Below are 15,855 nucleotides of genomic sequence, written 5' to 3' on the forward strand. Positions count from 1 at the left end.
GTGTTTCGGCATGACATCATGCATTCCGGGGCACTCAACCGGCTTCCGGCCTTTCGCCGTCACGGCGATAGCGGGCCAGCAACGCGTTGGCGTCTGGTTCTCGTTCGGGCATCGGCGGCAAGCCGCGTGTCCGGCGCAACATGGCAATGAACGCGCCGCGGCGATATTGGCGACGGAAGGACCGCGCCCGCGGATGTATGCCAAGCATCGCCAGAAGCCTGCGTTTGAGATAGCGGAAGCGCTTGAGGGGGGCGGGCTCCTCGGCGTTGCCGAGAATCCTGACCCGCAATGCGTCTGGAGCATCCATCGCGTCCATCAGTTCTTCCTGTTCCCGCGCCGTATCTCGCGCGTAGCTGCCTTCGCGCTTGCCCGAATGCAGCATGAGCACGGTCAGATGGGGCATTGTCGCAATCACCGCACCCTTGCGCCAGGCACGGAACAGCCAGTCCTGGGAACTCTCGCAAACGCACTGGCTGGCCGGGCGCCATGGCCCAAGCCTTGGCAGCGACGCGCGCCGGATCATTTGCGCGGAGCCGAACCCGACAGTGGTGACTGGGTCGTAGAAGCCGTCCCGACCCATCCCGAGGATCATATGCCTGGAGCCTTTGCTCGCGGACGACTCGATGACTGCACCTCGGGCGATCACCACATCGGCACCGGTGGCGTCGATCCAGCCGCACATGGACGCCAGATGGTCGGGGAACCACAGATCGTCATGGTTCAAGATGGCGATGAAGCGGCCGCGGGCCCGGGCAAAGCCGATATTGTTCGGACCCGACTGCTCGCCGAAGTTCACGGGAAGATCGATATAGCAGATGCGGGCGTCTTCGAACGCAGCGACCGTGGCCGCGGTGTCAGGGCGGCACGCGTCGCCGATGACCATAGCCTCCCAGTCCTGCAGGGTCTGACCAATGAGGCTCTTCAGGGCTTGATGCAGCACCGCGGGACGATTGTGCGTCGCTATCACGATCGAGACCAGCGGTTCGATCGGTCCGATTGGCGCGCCTTGACCGGCCTGTTCCACACTACACCAGCTTGTAGGGGATTTGTTCCGTATCGGGCGGCAGGCGCCAATGGTCGGGCGCGTCATAGGCGTATGCCTTGTCGACGAGGTTGAGCAGCAACGCTGTCTCCGGTCCGAGGGCGACGACACCGTGCCAGACGCCAGGCGGAATGGTAACGATTGCCGGTCGCAGGGCGCCGACGATCTTGTGCCAGACCGTGCCGAAGCTGGGCGAGGCCTTGCGCCCGTCGAAAAGCGATATCCGCACGCTGCCGGCGCAGCAGAACAGGCGGTCGAGGGTCGCCGCATGTGCGTGCCAGCCCGTCACTGCGCCCGGATACATGGTGCGCTGGAACACTTGCCCGACCGGCGATTGATCGAGAGCCCATTCCTCGCGAAAGACCTCGGTCAGGTAGCCGTTGGAAGTCGCGACGGGTCTGATTTCCTTGAATGTGACGCCCTCGATCGGCGGCGCATCGACGACGAGCCAGTCCGGCGTCACCGTCTGTTGGTCAGGCGTGCCGGTGGCCATCCAGCCCTGCGGTACGGTACGATCGTTGTTGCTCATATCCAGCCCCCCGGAAATCGCCAAAGCGTCATACGTGGCTATGCGGGCATAGGCAAGCGCAGTCGGACGGTCGCCGGCAGGCGACGAAAGACCGTCGATCGAAGTCTTTCGTTCAGTCAGGTTGCCGGGCCAGCGAACTCAGGGCGTACCGCCGCTACCGCCGCCGGGAATGCCGGGCGCCAGCTTGCTGGCGCCGCTGATGACTTGGCTCAGGAAGTTCTGGTCCTTGCCGCCGGTCGGCGTCGTCCGCGAGATGAAGTCGAAGACCTTGCCGTCCTTGAGACCGTAATTGGCGATCTGGGTGACGCGGCCGTCAGCGCCGAAATAGACCGCCAGCACGTGCTGGTCGATGATGCGCGGGTTGTCGAAGGCGACGTAGCGCTTGCGCGTTTGCGAGATGTAGTAGAAGGCCTCGTTGTCGAAGGTCGCCGTCGTCGACGGCGTGCCCAGCGCCAGAAGCACCTGCTCGCGGCTCGATCCGACCGGCACCGAATCGATCGCCTGCTGGTCGATGACGTAGCCTTTCGTCAGCGTCTCGCTCGGATGGAGATCTCCGAACATCTTGGACGAATTGCAGGCGGAAAGCGCTGACACCATTACCAGCAGCGAAGCCGCGCCCACTGGGGCGGGCGCAAAGAACGACTTGAATTTCAGCGCACCCAACAACAAATCTCCATCACATCCCCGCAACTTGCGCTGGGCCGCAAAACCGGTAAACCAGCTTGCATGCCGATGCAACAAGGCCAAATCAAACAACAGGTCCCCGGGAGACCGCCCTCAATGTTCCAGCGCCTTTTTGGCCGCGAACGCAATGCCAACCGCGCTATCACCGACGCGCTCTACGCACAAATCGTGGCGGCGGCGCGGCAAACGGTGTTTTATTCCGACTGGAATGTGCCGGATACGCCGCTCGGCCGCTTCGAGATGCTGTCGCTGCATATGTATCTCGTCCAGCACCGGCTGCATGGCGGGCAAGGCGTGGCCGCCGAGGTCGCGCAAGTGCTGATCGACGAGTTCTTCCTCGATGTCGAGCATTCGCTGCGCGAACTTGGCATCGGCGATGTCGGCGTGCCCAAACGCATGAAGAAGCTGGCAAAGATGTTTTACGGCCGTACGGCTGCCTATGACCAAGCGCTCAAGGAAGACGATCGGGTGGCGCTTGCGGCGGCGCTCGCCCGCAACGTCAGGCCGGACTCCGGCCCCTGGCCGCAGGCGCCGCTGCTGGCGGACTATGTCTGCGAGGCCTCGCACAAGCTTGCCGCCCAGCCGACCGAATCGATCGCCGCCGGCACCGCCGCGTTCCCGGCGGCCGGGGCAGCGTGAAGGAGGCCGGCATGAAAGGCGCCGAACTGCGCAGCCCGGTATCCTTCGTCGCCAATGTCGCGCGCCTGCCGCAAAAGGGCTTGCCTGTCCTTGTCGAGGCCGATGAGCGCCAGCGCGAGGCGCTTGCCGCCGACTATGATCTGCTTTCGGTCGAGAGCTATCGCGCCGAACTGCTTGTGGTTCCCTGGAAGCGCAATGGCGTCAAGGTCACCGGTCGCGTCGCGGCCGACATCACGCAAGCTTGCATCGTCACCCTGGATCCGGTCGCCGCGCATATCGACGAGCCCGTCGAGGCATTGTTTCTGCCCGAGCAGTCGAAGCTTGGGCGCGAAGGTTTCGAAGGCGGCGGCGAGATCGTCCTCGACGCCGACGGGCCGGACAGTCCGGAGACATTTTCCGGCGACACCATCGATGTCGGCGGGCTGGCCGAACAGTTTTTCGGTCTGGCTATCGACCCTTATCCGCGCAAGTTGGGAGCCTCGCTCGACGTTGCCGGCGACGATCAGACCGAGGAAAGCGAATTCCAGAAAAAGCTGCGTTCGCTGCTTGGGAAATCCTGAGGGTGGTCCGGATTTTGGAAAAGTTGGTTGTGCGCAGGCACAAAACCGTTATTTTCGCCGAACCTTCGCGAGGCCCCTTACCTCGGCAGGCGTCCGCCGCAAGCCAGGCAAACCGTGAGAAAAGCACTACGTGATCAGGATTTCCATCGATGCCATGGGCGGCGATCACGGACCAAGCGTGGTCATCCCGGCGCTGATGACCGTCGCCATCCGCCGCCCTGACATCCGCTTCGTCGTCTATGGCCGCGAGGACGTGGTGCGCCCAGAGCTCGCCAAGTTCCCGAAACTCGCCGAGATATGCGAGTTCGTCCATTGCGAGATCGCCGTGCGCATGGATGACAAGCCGAGCCAGGCGCTTCGCCACGGCCGCTGGAAGTCGTCGATGTGGAAGGCCGTCGAAGCGGTCAAGAACGGCGGCGCGCAGGCCTGCGTCTCGGCCGGCAACACCGGCGCGCTGATGGCGATGTCGAAATTCTGCCTGCGCACGATGGCCACCATCGACCGCCCGGCGATCGCGGCGCTCTGGCCGACGACGCGCGGCGAAAGCGTGGTGCTCGACGTCGGCGCCACCATCGGCGCGGATGCGCACCAGCTTATCGATTTCGCCATTCTGGGTACCGGCATGGCGCGCTCGGTGTTTGGCGTCGAGCGGCCGAGCGTCGGTCTGCTCAATGTCGGCGTCGAGGAGATCAAGGGCCAGGAAGAGGTCAAGGAAGCCGGCCGCATGTTGCGCGAGGCCAACATGGCCTCGATGAATTATCGCGGCTTCGTCGAGGGCGACGATATCGGCAAGGGCACGGTCGACGTGGTGGTCACCGAGGGCTTCGCCGGCAACATCGCGCTCAAGACCGCCGAGGGCACCGCAAGGCAGATCGCCGGCTATCTGCGTGCCGCCATGAGCCGCACGCTCATGGCCAAGATTGGCTACGTCTTCGCCAAGGGCGCCTTCGACAGGCTGCGCGAGAAAATGGATGTCGGTCGCTCCAATGGTGGCGTCTTCCTGGGGTTGAACGGCATCGTCGTGAAGAGCCATGGCGGCGCCGATTCGGACGGATTCGCGGCCGCCATCGAGCTCGGCTACGATATGGTACGCAACAATCTGCTTGACCGGATCGAGGCCGACCTTGATCTGTTCCATGCGCGCAACCCGACCGCGCAGGCAAACAGGAAGTCCGGCGTCGCCGACGCCGAGGAATAGGAAAGAGCCTTGATCAGATCAGTCGTGCGCGGCAACGGTGCCGCGCTGCCCCGCCGCATCATGAAGAATGCCGACTTCGAAGGCATGGTCGAGACCTCCGACGAGTGGATCGTCCAGCGCACCGGCATTCGCCAGCGCCACGTCGCCGCCGACGACGAGACGACTGCCTCGCTTGGCGAGGATGCGGCGCGGGCCGCGCTCGACAGCGCCGGCATGACGCCCGCCGATATCGATCTCATCATCTTGGCGACCTCGACGCCCAACAACACGTTCCCGGCGACGGCTGTCGAAATCCAGAACCGGCTCGGCATGCATCACGGCTTTGCCTTCGACATGCAAGCCGTGTGCTCTGGCTTCGTTTACGCCGTTGCCACTGCCGATCTCTATATCCGCGGCGGCCTGGCCAAACGCGTCCTGGTGATCGGCTCGGAGACATTCTCGCGCATCCTCGACTGGAGCGACCGCTCGACCTGTGTGCTGTTCGGCGACGGCGCCGGCGCGCTGGTTCTCGAAGCGGAAGACGGAGCCGGCGCGATCACCGATCGCGGCGTGCTGGCCGCGAGCCTGCGCTCCGACGGCGTGCACAAGGACAAGCTCTTCGTCGACGGGGGTCCTTCGACCACGGGAACGGTCGGCCATCTGAGGATGGAAGGCCGTGAAGTGTTCAAGCATGCCGTCGGCATGATCACCGACGTCATCGAAGCGACCTTCAGCGAGGCCGGCATAACGGCCGAGGACCTCGACTGGTTCGTGCCGCATCAGGCCAATAAACGGATTATTGACGCTTCCGCCAAGAAGCTCGGGATTGCCGAGCAGAAAGTGGTGGTCACCGTCGATTTACACGGTAACACCTCGGCTGCTTCGGTGCCGCTCGCTTTGTCGGTGGCCGTCGCCGACGGTCGCATCAAGAAGGGCGACCTGGTTCTTCTCGAGGCGATGGGTGGAGGCTTCACCTGGGGCGCGGTGTTGCTCCGCTGGTAAGTGCCGAACTCGCCGGTTCGGTCCTTGACCTTGCCGGATCAATTACTTAGGCTCAGCCTTTGCCTGTATCGATTTACGTTTTTGCGAGCAGATGGGACGGTCGCATGGGGGGAAAGACACTTACGCGTGCCGACCTTGCTGAAGCCGTTTACCGGAAGGTTGGTTTGTCGCGAACGGAATCGGCGGAACTCGTCGAGGCTGTCCTGGACGAAATCTGCGAAGCCATCGTTCGCGGTGAGACGGTCAAGCTGTCGTCCTTCGCCACCTTCCATGTCCGCTCCAAGAACGAGCGCATCGGCCGCAATCCCAAGACGGGCGAGGAAGTGCCGATCTTGCCGCGCCGGGTGATGACGTTCAAGTCCTCGAACGTGCTCAAGAACCGGATCCTGCGTTCGCATCAGAACAGCAAGGGCAAGGGCGGCAAGTAGTTTGCTGGCGAATGCGGTTGAAAACCGCCGGCCGTTTTGAAGCTGGGCTTGAATATCGTTTCATAAATCGCTGAAATAAGGCGCGATTCGGCACCATGCCAGGATCGTGGTCCAGTGTGGAGGATTGGCCCATGGACAAAAGCCCCGAAGCTTTCCGCACCATCAGCGAAGTCGCGGAAGATCTTGACCTGCCGCAGCACGTGCTGCGTTTCTGGGAGACCCGCTTCACCCAGATCAAGCCGATGAAGCGTGGCGGCGGCCGGCGCTACTACCGGCCGCAAGACGTCGAGCTCATCAAGGGCATCCGGCATATGCTCTACGATCAGGGCTATACGATCAAAGGCGTGCAGAAGCTGTTGCGCGAGAACGGTAACCATTTCCTGGTCGCCATCGGCAATGGCGACATGGCCGCGGTGGAGGCCATCGCCCAGCGCCGCCAGGCCGAGCAGGTGCCGCTGACGGCGGCCGCGCAGCCGCGCGGCGACGAGGACGCGCTGGTCGGCCAGCCGAAAGTGAAGCCCAGCCGCCGTTTCTTCGGCCTCGGCAAGAGCGACGACGAAGGTCCGGTTCAACCCGACTCGTCGAGATTGTCGCGTGACAATCGCGCCTTGCTGCAGGAGGCGCTGTTCGACTTGCTGGAATGCAAGCGCCTGCTCGACCAGGTTCGTTGAACGGTCATATTCGACTTGACAGTGCTCGGTCGGTCGGCCGGAACGGGCTCTTCGCCCGTGCGTTAGGCCTTCTCGAAGAGAAGGACAACAAGCATGGCATCGTTTTCGACCCTCTCCGACGTTGATATCGACAAGCAGGTCGCGGCACTTTCGCGACAACTGCACGACCTGAAGAAGATTTTGGCCAGGCGCGGCGACGCCTATTACGAGGATGGCCGCGAGGCGGCGTCCGACTACTATTCGCAACTTGCCGATCGCCTCCACGAGGCGCTTCCGACAATAAGGCGCAGGGGCAGGGCGATCGAGCGCACGGCGCGCGATCATCCGGCGACGGCCGCCGTCGGGCTGGTCGTGGTCGGACTGCTTGCCGGTCTTTTGATCGGCCGGCGCTGATCGATCGACGGGATAAACAGCAATGGCGGCCGTCCTCGACGGCCGCCATTTCCGTGCCGCTACAGGTGATCAGTTCGCAAGCTTGAGCCGCGTCTTCGGGTCGACCTTCATGACCTGGCTGCACTTGCCGTAGACGGTGCCGTTCTTGTCGGTGGCATCGGTATAGGTGCCTTTGCAATCCAGCTGCAGCACCAGGCAAGAACCATGGCCCTTACAGACCGCGCCGCCGTCGCCGGTCGGATGCGTGCCAGCAAAAGCCGGAGCCGAGACCGAGCCGAAAGCCGAGACGACAAGAGCCGCGGCCAGGGTGATACGCTTGAAGTTGGTCATTTGAGCATTTCCTTCCATTGGTTTTGGGATCGCCGTCCTGGCGTCCCGTTGGGGTGAGGAGCACCTCGCGGCGCCCATGACCGCTTGGTGCTGCGGCCAATGGAAAGGTTCATATGATGCGCGATTTTTTTCATTTGGCCGGCCATATCGGCGGATTGGGAAAGCCGGGCGCGGCTCTCCTCGGCGCGCCACGCATCCGGCACGCGGCACCTCGGCATGGAAGCGGCTCGCTTCGCGATGCCGCCGCCTCAGATAGGCCGAGTGTTCAAGCGGCCAAAGCTGTTGGAGCCGCTCGCTGCCTCCTCACATCGGCGGCGCGATGCCGTGATTCCCGACAACGACCCGGTTCGCGACCAGCTTGCCGTCGCCGCCGCGCTCGGCATTGACGAACACTGCGATGCCCGGCGTGAGATCTGCCGGCGTGGCGGTGGCGAATGTCACGATCGGTGTCGTCTGCGGGATAGCGATCTGCTTCTTCTGGCCGTTGTCATAGGTGAGCGTGACGGTGCGGCCTTCGATCTCGCTGACATCGGCGACGGTGCCGTTGGTCATGCGGCTGTTGGGCTGCAGGTCCCAGCCGCGATCGCCTTCTCCGGTACCCTTCAGAGCAGCCGGAAAGATCACGACTTCCAGCGCGCCGCTGCCGCCGTCGGCCTTGGATATCGAGGCGATGCCGAGAAAATCGCCCTGTTTAATGTCGGCTGCCGAGGCCGTGGCTACGCCTGAAATCTTCCACCCGTTGCCGAGCGTGATCGCATTGGTTTTGCCATCGCGATCCTTGACCGTCAGCGTCGATCCGGCAACGCTGACGACAGTGCCTCGAACACGTATGGCATCCGCGGCCCACGCTTGCGTCGCGCCGATGACGCTTGAGACTGTGCCGAGCACAATTGCGAACGATTTCAAATTCATGGCATCCGATCCTTCTGAGAAACGCCTGGCGTCGGCCTGACTGCCGCCGGTGACGGCAAGCTAACGAATCGAGACGTCGAAAATGCCGGCGGATCCGGCCGCGGACCTTCAAAAGAACTTGATTGAGCGCTGCGCGACCTTACATGTACGCAGCCCGAGGCATCAGCCGAAACGCAGCTTCACGAACGCGTGACGCCGCATGGGTGCTCTTGGCAAATCATTTGTTAACGAGCATTCTCCCGCCCGTCTCAGGCAACACCACATTTCATCCGACCCTGTTTCATCTCAAGGAGTTGCCATGCCCAACACCGTACGAAACGCTGTTTCCAACGACATTATTGCCGCGTCCGGCCTCAACCCGTTCAAAGCCGCGCGCGAAACCAGGGGATACACGATCGAGGAACTCTCTTTGACCTGCGGCCTCGCCGTGGGCGAGATCGTCGACATCGAGGACGGCAAGGATGCCGACCCCGCCAAGCTTCGGCGCATCGCTTCCGCCCTGCAGGTGCCGGAAGAGGAATTGATCAGAGTGCCGGCCGCCGAGAACCGGCCCACGCAGCAATAGGACGCAAGCAAGCGTCCATGTGAAAGCCCGCCAAGGCATGCCTGGCGGGCTTTTTGATGCATGTCGCCCAACTATGCGCTGCGGTTTTGGGGAAACGGCATGCGTCAAGACAAGGATGCGCAACGCACGGCCGTGGCTCTTGTCAATGACCGCGCCGCCATGCGATTCGCCAGCCGGTGTTCGACAGGTCTGACGAGGGGTCGCCATGAGTTTGGAATCGGTTCGCGCCTTTTTTGCCGAGCATGCGCCCGATATCGAAGTCATCGTCACCGAGGCAAGTTCGGCCACGGTCGCGCTTGCCGCCGAAGCCCATGGCGTCATGCCGGCGCAGATCGCCAAGACGATCTGCCTGCGCGTGGGCGACGAGGCCATGCTGGTCGTGACCAGCGGCATCGCCAGGCTCGACAACCGCAAATTCAAGGACAGCATGGGCGGCAAGCCGCGCATGCTGGGCGGCGAGGAGGTGCTGGCAATCACCAGCCATCCGCCTTTCGGCGTCTGCCCGTTCGGCCTGCCGTCGCCGCTGCCCGTCTATTGCGATCTGTCGCTCAAGGCCTTCGACGAAGTCGTTCCCGCGGCCGGCGCCACCAATGCCGCGGTGCGTATCACACCGCAGCGCATGGCCGATCTGGTCGGCGCCGGATGGGTCGACGTTTGCCAGTAGCAATTGCTGCCTAGATATCCCGTCATGGTTCGTCGCGGGCCGTAGCGCGGCTTTGACCGACGGGGCCCGCTCGCTTCCATTTGGTTTGGTATAGGCATCCGCGCCTTTCGCCGTCGCGCGTCAACCGACTCGAAAAGCGTCGAGGATGGTCAAAGATTTGGACATTAGTCTTGACAGAAATACAGATGTTCAATACCCGTCAAGCGATCAAACAGCATGCGATGTGGGAGGAATAAGCGGCATGGCTTCCAATATTTCGTTGACGGGCCTTGCCCGTGACCTCGAGGAGCGCGCCAAGTCCGGCAAGCCCATTCGCATCGGCCTGATCGGCTCGGGCGAAATGGGCACCGACATCGTCACCCGCGTCGCCCACATGTCCGGCATCGAGATCGGCGCCATTTCCGAACTCAACCTGCCGGCCGCCGGCAAGGCCGTCGATATCGCCTTCCAGGAGACCGGACACGCGCGCGAGGTTTCGAGCGCATCGGCCATGACGTCGGCCATGGAGGCCGGCAAGATCGCCGTCACCAACGATTCCAGCCTTGTTATCGGCAACGACCTCATCGACGTCGTCATCGACGCGACCGGCGTTCCGGCGGTCGGCGCCGAGATCGGCCTGCGCGCCATGGAGCATGGCAAGCATCTGGTGATGATGAATGTCGAGGCCGACGTCACCATAGGCGCCTATCTCAAGAGCGAAGCCGACCGCCTCGGCGTCACCTACTCGCTGGGCGCCGGCGACGAGCCGTCTTCATGCATGGAGCTGATCGAGTTCGTCTCCGCCATGGGCCACCCGATCGTTGCCGCCGGCAAGGGCAAGAACAATCCGCTCAACATCGACGCCACGCCTCCGGACTATGAGGAGGAGGCGAAGCGCCGGCACATGAACGTGCGCATGCTGGTCGAATTCGTCGACGGTTCGAAGACCATGGTCGAGATGGCGGCGATCGCCAATGCGACCGGGCTGGTGCCCGACAAGCCCGGCATGCACGGTCCGGCGGCGACGCTCGGCGAATTGTCGAAGGTGCTGGTGCCCGAGAAGGACGGCGGCGTGCTGTCGAAGGTCGGCGTCGTCGACTATTCGATCGGCAAGGGTGTGGCGCCCGGCGTCTTCGTCGTCGCCGACATGTCGCATCCGCGCATCTCGGAGCGCATGGAAGACCTGAAGATGGGCAAGGGTCCGTATTTCACCTTCCATCGTCCCTATCACCTCACCTCGCTGGAAGTGCCGCTTACCTGCGCCCGTGTCGTGCTTTACGGCAAAGCCGACATGGTGCCGCTGGCCAAGCCCGTGGCCGAGGTCTGCGCCGTCGCCAAGAAGGATCTGAAGCCCGGCGACAAGCTCGATGCCATCGGCGAATATTGCTACCGCGCCTGGATCATGACTGCTCCGGAAGCCCATGCGGCGCGCGCCGTTCCCTGCGGCCTGCTGCAGGGCGGCTCCGTGACTGCACCCATCAAGAGGGGCGAGCTCATCACCTATGCCAACGCGGCGCCCGCGCCGGGCTCGAAGATCGCCGAGCTGCGTGCCCGCCAGGACAAGCTCGTTTACGGCGCCGTGGAGGCGTGATCATGGCTGGAGCCAGCAAAGCCGCCGTCGTGGATAGCCGGGCCAACCTGCCTTTCGTCTATCGCCAGTACAGTCCGGAGCAGCTGAGGGAGGTGCTTCATAAGATGTACCTCATCCGCCGCTTCGAAGAGGGCGCGGAAGAGTGCTACACGCGCGGCCTCATCCACGGCACCATGCACCTGTCGATCGGCCAGGAAGCCAGTGCCATGGGCATCTGCATGCCGCTCGCTGCGGATGATCAGATCACCTCGACGCATCGCGGCCATGGCCATTGCATCGCCAAGGGCGCCGAAGTCAGCCGCATGTTCGCGGAGTTCTTCGGCAAGACCACCGGCTACTGCAAGGGCCGCGGCGGCTCCATGCATATCGCCGATGTCGCCAAGGGCAATCTCGGTGCCAACGGCATCGTTGCCGGCGGCATCCCGATTGCGGTGGGCGCCGCGCTCTCGTCCAAGATGATGAAGACCGGCAAGGTCGTGGTTTCCTTCTTCGGCGACGGCGCCAACAATGAGGGCGCCTTCCACGAGGCGCTGAACATGGCGGCGGTCTGGAAGCTGCCGGTGATCTTCGTGTGCGAGAACAACGGCTACGGCATGTCGACCTCGACGGCGCGCTCGACCGCGGTCAAGAACATCGCCGAGCGCGCGGCCGCCTATTCGATGCCGGGTGTCATCGTCAACGGCAACATCTTCTCCGAGGTCGCCGAGGCGTCCTTCAAGGCGGTCGAGCGAGCGCGCGCGGGCGAGGGGCCGACGTTGATCGAATCCAAGACCTACCGTCATCGCGGCCATTCCAAGAGCGACCGCAACCGTTACCGCACCAAGGAAGAGATCGAGGATTGGATGGCGAACCGCGATCCGATCACGCTCTTCGAGACGGAACTCCGCGATTTCGGCTTCATCGACGACCAGGGTATCCAGGCGATCCGCGACGCGGTCGCCAAGGAGATCGCCGACGGCATCGAGTTCGCCAAGGCGAGCCCGGCGCCCGAGATCGCCACCCTTCAGAACTACGTTTACACGGAGCCTGCGTGATGGACGCCACGCTGCGTGAACTGAGCTACGCCCAGGCGATCCAGGAAGCCATGGCGATCGCCATGGACATGGACGAACGTGTCTTCCTGATGGGCGAGGATATCGGCGTCTATGGCGGCGCCTTCCAGGTGACCGGCGACCTCGTCGAGCGCTACGGCGCCGAGCGCGTTATAGACACGCCGATCTCCGAATTGGGCGGCGCCGGCGTCGCGGTGGGCGCGGCCGTCACCGGCATGCGGCCGATCTTCGAATTCCAGTTCTCGGATTTCGCCACGCTCGGCATGGAGCAGATCGTCAACCAGGCGGCCAAGATGCGCTTCATGCTCGGCGGCGAGGTCTCGGTGCCGGTAGTGATGCGTTTCCCGGCGGGCTCGGGCACGGGCGCCGCCGCGCAGCACAGCCAGAGCTTAGAAGCCTGGCTCGGCCATGTGCCCGGCCTCAAGGTCATTCAGCCGGCGACGCCGTACGATGCCAAGGGCATGCTGCTTGCCGCGGTCGCCGATCCGGACCCGGTCATGATCTTCGAGCACAAGCTGCTCTACAAGATGAAGGGCCATGTGCCGGAAGGCCATTACACTGTGCCGATCGGCAAGGCCGAGATCCGCCGCGAAGGCCGCGACCTCACCATCGTCGCCACATCGATCATGGTGCAGAAGGCGCTCGACGCCGCGGCTGTGCTTGAAGGCGAGGGCATCGACATCGAGGTGGTCGATCTGCGTACGATCCGCCCGATCGACAGGCAGACCGTCATCGACAGCGTGAAGAAGACATCGAGATTGCTCTGCGTCTACGAAGCGGTGAAGACGCTCGGCATCGGCGCGGAAGTGAGCGCGCTCGTCGCCGAAAGCGAGGCGTTCGACTATCTCGATGCGCCGATCGTGCGCCTTGGCGGCGCCGAGACACCGATCCCCTACAATCCGGATCTGGAAAAGGCCACGGTGCCGCAGGTTCCCGACATCATCGCCGCCGCCCGCGATCTGGTGAAAGGGGTCCGCTGAGCGATGCCGACCGAAGTCATTCTTCCCAAGGTCGACATGGACATGGCGACCGGACAGATCTCGCGCTGGTTCGCTGAGGAGGGCGCTCGCGTCAAGAAGGGCGACGTGCTCTTCGAGATCGAGACCGACAAGGCGGCGATGGAGATCGACGCGCCGGCCAGTGGCACGCTGCGCAACGTCACCGGCAAGGAGCGCGTCGACATTCCGGTCGGCGAGCCCGTCGCCTGGATTTACGCCGATGACGAGGTCTATGAATCAGGAACGACGCCGCAGAACAGGGCGCCAATCTCCCCCCTAGTGGGGGAGATGTCGGCGAAGCCGACAGAGGGGGGCGCTGTCCCGCCAACGTCTCGTTCCTTCGCGCTCCCCTCTGACCTGCCGGGCATCTCCCCCACGAGGGGGGAGATCGGCCAATCGCAGGGCGAGCGCGCAACGCCGCTGGCGCGCCGCTTGGCTCGCGAAGCCGGTCTTAAGATAGCCGAAATACAAGGCAGCGGTCCGCGCGGCCGTGTCGTGCGCGCCGACGTTGAAGCCGCAGTCGCAGCGAAAGGCGCGGCCACCCTTGGTCAGCCAGCCGCCGAGATTCCGGTCGAAATCCCGTCCGCTCCGGCCGCAGCACCCAAGCCGATGTCGGACGACCAGGTGCTGAAGCTGTTCGCCGAAGGCTCCTACGAGCTCGTGCCGCACGACAACATGCGCAAGACCATCGCGCGTCGCCTGGTCGAGGCGAAGTCCACCATTCCACATTTCTATTTGACGCTCGATTGCGAGCTCGACGCGCTGCTTGCGCTGCGCACGCAGCTCAATGCCGCAGCCCCGATGCGGAAGACCAAGAAGGGCGAGGTTCCGGCCTACAAGCTCTCGGTCAACGACATGGTCATCAAGGCCATGGCGATGGCGCTGATGGCGGTGCCGGATGCCAACGCCTCGTGGACCGACAGCGCCATGGTCAAGCACAAGCACGCCGATGTCGGCGTTGCCGTCTCGATCCCCGGCGGCCTGATCACGCCGATCATCCGGCATGCGGATGAAAAGACGCTGTCGGTCATCTCCAACGAGATGAAGGACCTGGCAAGCCGCGCCAGGAGCCGCAAGCTGAAGCCGGAAGAATATCAGGGCGGCACGACGGCGGTATCCAATCTCGGCATGTTCGGCGTCAAGGACTTTGCCGCCGTCATCAACCCGCCGCATGTGACGATCCTGGCGGTCGGCGCCGGCGAGGAGCGGGCGGTGGTGAAGAAGGGCGAGATCGGAATAGCCACCGTGATGTCGGTGACCTTGTCGACCGATCACCGCGCCGTCGACGGCGCGCTTGGCGCGGAACTCCTCGGCGCCTTCAAGCGCTTGATCGAAAACCCGATGGGCATGCTGGTGTAAGCCAATCCCTGCAGGGCCTTGATCCGGCTTGCTTACGCCACAGGCCCTCCGATCACCGACTTGTCAGGCCGGCAGCTACCGCAAATCCCTGCCGGCGCTTGAAGCCGCCGTCATTTCGTTCCACATCGGGCGCAATGAACGGCAAGATGTGGGAATGGTTTCGGAATTGGCGGTGGGCCTTGGCCGCATCGCTATTCCTGCATGCTCTGATTGCAGCGTTCCTGTTCTTCGGCTTGCCGAGAACAGACCAGCAGCCGGATCAGCAGGAGCAGCCGGTCAATGTCGCGATCGTGCCGCCGCCCGATCAGCCCAAGCCGAAGCCCGCCCCAAAGCCACCGGAGCCGACGCCTGAAAAGAAGGCCGAAAAACCGCCTGAGCAGGCCGTGCAAAAGCCACCGCCTCCGCAACGGCCGAAACCGCAGGACATCCCGGTTCTGAAGCGCGTTTTCCAATATGGCGAGAAGGATACCGGCCCGGAGAAATCTCTCAACGGCGGCAGCGCGCCGGCCAATGCGCCGTCGCCGGCCAAGGATGAACCCGCGAAGCCGCCTGTCGCATCGCAGCCCGCGCCAAGCCAGCCTACTCCGCCTGCGGCACCCGAACAGCAGGCGGACACCAACAAGGCTCAAGAGAAGCAGGTAGCCGCCGCGCCGGACGAAAAACCCGCGCAAAGCGAGGAGAAGCAGGCAACCGAGGACACTGACAAACAGCAGCCGCAAACCGCCGAAAAGCAAGCTGCCGAAACGCCAAAGCCGTTGACGGCCGAGGCCGGCGACAAGCCGGCGCCGGCCGAAAAAGTAAAGCCCAAGCCTTCCAAGGCGATGAAGTTCAAATCCGCAAGAGCTCTGAGAGCGCCAAGCGGGAACCCGGGAAGGTCAAGCCCCACCGACAGCGAGGTTGCGGGATCGCCGATCTATTCCGGCCTTCCGGGCGTCAGAAAGCTTTACTCGCCAGGTGCGACCGGCAACGCGTTTGCCACAAGCTCAATGGAGAATGTGCCGCGCGATCAGCGCGTAGCCAACCTGTGCGCCAACGTTCTGAACCAGGAATTGCAAAGTGCCGATTACTCGCCGAAATGGCTGCCGACCATTCCGCTGAAGCAGGGCAATGTTCTTAACCCTCCGCAGGCCGCCTTCAGCACCACAACCCAATGGTACGATCTAAGCTTCCGCTGCGAGGTCGACGCCGATGCAACGAGGGTCCTGTCCTTCAACTTCCGCGTGGGGGGATTGGTCCCGCCTGGGGAGTGGACGCGGCGTCGCTTCCCAAGTCTCCGCTAG

19 protein-coding genes are annotated in these 15,855 nt (G+C 63.5%); 14 read left to right on the top strand and 5 right to left on the bottom strand.

What is annotated here, in order from left to right; all coding sequences use genetic code 11:
• Positions 1–34: 34 nt before the first annotated feature.
• From LB520_RS23970 to LB520_RS23980, 3 genes are all read right to left on the bottom strand, one after another.
• Positions 35–1,024, bottom strand: a complete 990-nt coding sequence (locus LB520_RS23970; RefSeq protein WP_224639617.1) for a glycosyltransferase family 2 protein — start codon at positions 1,022–1,024, stop codon at positions 35–37.
• Between the two features lies 1 nt (position 1,025).
• Positions 1,026–1,571, bottom strand: coding sequence for a dTDP-4-dehydrorhamnose 3,5-epimerase family protein (locus LB520_RS23975; RefSeq protein ID WP_224639618.1), 546 nt, complete (start codon positions 1,569–1,571; stop codon positions 1,026–1,028).
• 138 nt (positions 1,572–1,709) lie between these two features.
• The gene (locus LB520_RS23980; RefSeq protein WP_095767674.1) at positions 1,710–2,234 is read right to left on the bottom strand and encodes an outer membrane protein assembly factor BamE; all 525 of its coding nucleotides are present in this window, start codon (positions 2,232–2,234) and stop codon (positions 1,710–1,712) included.
• 117 nt (positions 2,235–2,351) lie between these two features.
• Between LB520_RS23980 and LB520_RS23985 the strand changes: the two genes are divergently transcribed.
• The 7 genes from LB520_RS23985 (at position 2,352) to LB520_RS24015 (ending at position 7,125) form a co-directional block, all read left to right on the top strand.
• Positions 2,352–2,894, top strand: coding sequence for a ubiquinol-cytochrome C chaperone family protein (locus LB520_RS23985; protein ID WP_095767673.1), 543 nt, complete (start codon positions 2,352–2,354; stop codon positions 2,892–2,894).
• 11 nt (positions 2,895–2,905) lie between these two features.
• Entirely contained in the window at positions 2,906–3,454 is a 549-nt protein-coding gene (locus LB520_RS23990) for a YceD family protein (protein ID WP_224639619.1), read from the top strand.
• Between the two features lie 130 nt (positions 3,455–3,584).
• Positions 3,585–4,652, top strand: coding sequence for a phosphate acyltransferase PlsX (plsX, locus tag LB520_RS23995; RefSeq protein WP_095767672.1), 1,068 nt, complete (start codon positions 3,585–3,587; stop codon positions 4,650–4,652).
• Positions 4,653–4,661: 9 nt separating this feature from the next.
• Complete coding sequence (locus LB520_RS24000) at positions 4,662–5,633, top strand: beta-ketoacyl-ACP synthase III (protein ID WP_095767671.1); 972 nt, start codon at positions 4,662–4,664, stop codon at positions 5,631–5,633.
• A gap of 104 nt (positions 5,634–5,737) precedes the next feature.
• Positions 5,738–6,061 (top strand): integration host factor subunit alpha, encoded by a 324-nt coding sequence (locus LB520_RS24005; RefSeq protein WP_040983242.1) that lies wholly within the window; start codon positions 5,738–5,740, stop codon positions 6,059–6,061.
• 131 nt (positions 6,062–6,192) lie between these two features.
• Positions 6,193–6,732 carry a MerR family transcriptional regulator gene (locus LB520_RS24010; RefSeq protein WP_224639620.1) on the top strand — a complete coding sequence of 180 codons (540 nt, stop codon included), beginning with the start codon at positions 6,193–6,195 and terminating at the stop codon, positions 6,730–6,732.
• A gap of 93 nt (positions 6,733–6,825) precedes the next feature.
• Positions 6,826–7,125, top strand: a complete 300-nt coding sequence (locus tag LB520_RS24015) for a hypothetical protein (RefSeq protein ID WP_224639621.1) — start codon at positions 6,826–6,828, stop codon at positions 7,123–7,125.
• A gap of 69 nt (positions 7,126–7,194) precedes the next feature.
• Here LB520_RS24015 and LB520_RS24020 read toward each other — a convergent pair whose 3' ends face one another.
• Together LB520_RS24020 and LB520_RS24025 are read right to left on the bottom strand one after the other, a co-directional pair.
• On the bottom strand, positions 7,195–7,455 hold the full coding sequence (locus LB520_RS24020) for a hypothetical protein (RefSeq protein ID WP_095767668.1): 261 nt from the start codon (positions 7,453–7,455) through the stop codon (positions 7,195–7,197).
• 303 nt (positions 7,456–7,758) lie between these two features.
• Positions 7,759–8,367 (bottom strand): hypothetical protein, encoded by a 609-nt coding sequence (locus LB520_RS24025; RefSeq protein WP_224639622.1) that lies wholly within the window; start codon positions 8,365–8,367, stop codon positions 7,759–7,761.
• A 298-nt stretch (positions 8,368–8,665) separates the two neighbouring features.
• Here LB520_RS24025 and LB520_RS24030 point away from each other — a divergent pair, with 298 nt between their 5' ends.
• From LB520_RS24030 to LB520_RS24060, 7 genes are all read left to right on the top strand, one after another.
• On the top strand, positions 8,666–8,932 hold the full coding sequence (locus LB520_RS24030) for a helix-turn-helix domain-containing protein (protein ID WP_095767666.1): 267 nt from the start codon (positions 8,666–8,668) through the stop codon (positions 8,930–8,932).
• Positions 8,933–9,137: 205 nt separating this feature from the next.
• A complete protein-coding gene (locus LB520_RS24035; RefSeq protein WP_224639623.1) occupies positions 9,138–9,596 on the top strand; it encodes a YbaK/EbsC family protein in 459 nt (152 codons plus the stop codon).
• A gap of 241 nt (positions 9,597–9,837) precedes the next feature.
• Positions 9,838–11,166, top strand: a complete 1,329-nt coding sequence (locus tag LB520_RS24040; RefSeq protein WP_095767664.1) for an NAD(P)H-dependent oxidoreductase — start codon at positions 9,838–9,840, stop codon at positions 11,164–11,166.
• 2 nt (positions 11,167–11,168) lie between these two features.
• Positions 11,169–12,200 (top strand): thiamine pyrophosphate-dependent dehydrogenase E1 component subunit alpha, encoded by a 1,032-nt coding sequence (locus tag LB520_RS24045; protein ID WP_140697493.1) that lies wholly within the window; start codon positions 11,169–11,171, stop codon positions 12,198–12,200.
• Entirely contained in the window at positions 12,200–13,198 is a 999-nt protein-coding gene (locus LB520_RS24050) for an alpha-ketoacid dehydrogenase subunit beta (RefSeq protein WP_224639624.1), read from the top strand. The genes LB520_RS24045 and LB520_RS24050 overlap by 1 nt, the downstream gene beginning before the upstream one ends.
• A gap of 3 nt (positions 13,199–13,201) precedes the next feature.
• Positions 13,202–14,575 carry a pyruvate dehydrogenase complex dihydrolipoamide acetyltransferase gene (locus tag LB520_RS24055; RefSeq protein ID WP_224639625.1) on the top strand — a complete coding sequence of 458 codons (1,374 nt, stop codon included), beginning with the start codon at positions 13,202–13,204 and terminating at the stop codon, positions 14,573–14,575.
• A gap of 134 nt (positions 14,576–14,709) precedes the next feature.
• Positions 14,710–15,855 carry a DUF930 domain-containing protein gene (locus tag LB520_RS24060; RefSeq protein ID WP_224639626.1) on the top strand — a complete coding sequence of 382 codons (1,146 nt, stop codon included), beginning with the start codon at positions 14,710–14,712 and terminating at the stop codon, positions 15,853–15,855.

The organism is Mesorhizobium sp. CA12 (genome assembly GCF_020165255.1).
Lineage (GTDB): Bacteria > Pseudomonadota > Alphaproteobacteria > Rhizobiales > Rhizobiaceae > Mesorhizobium.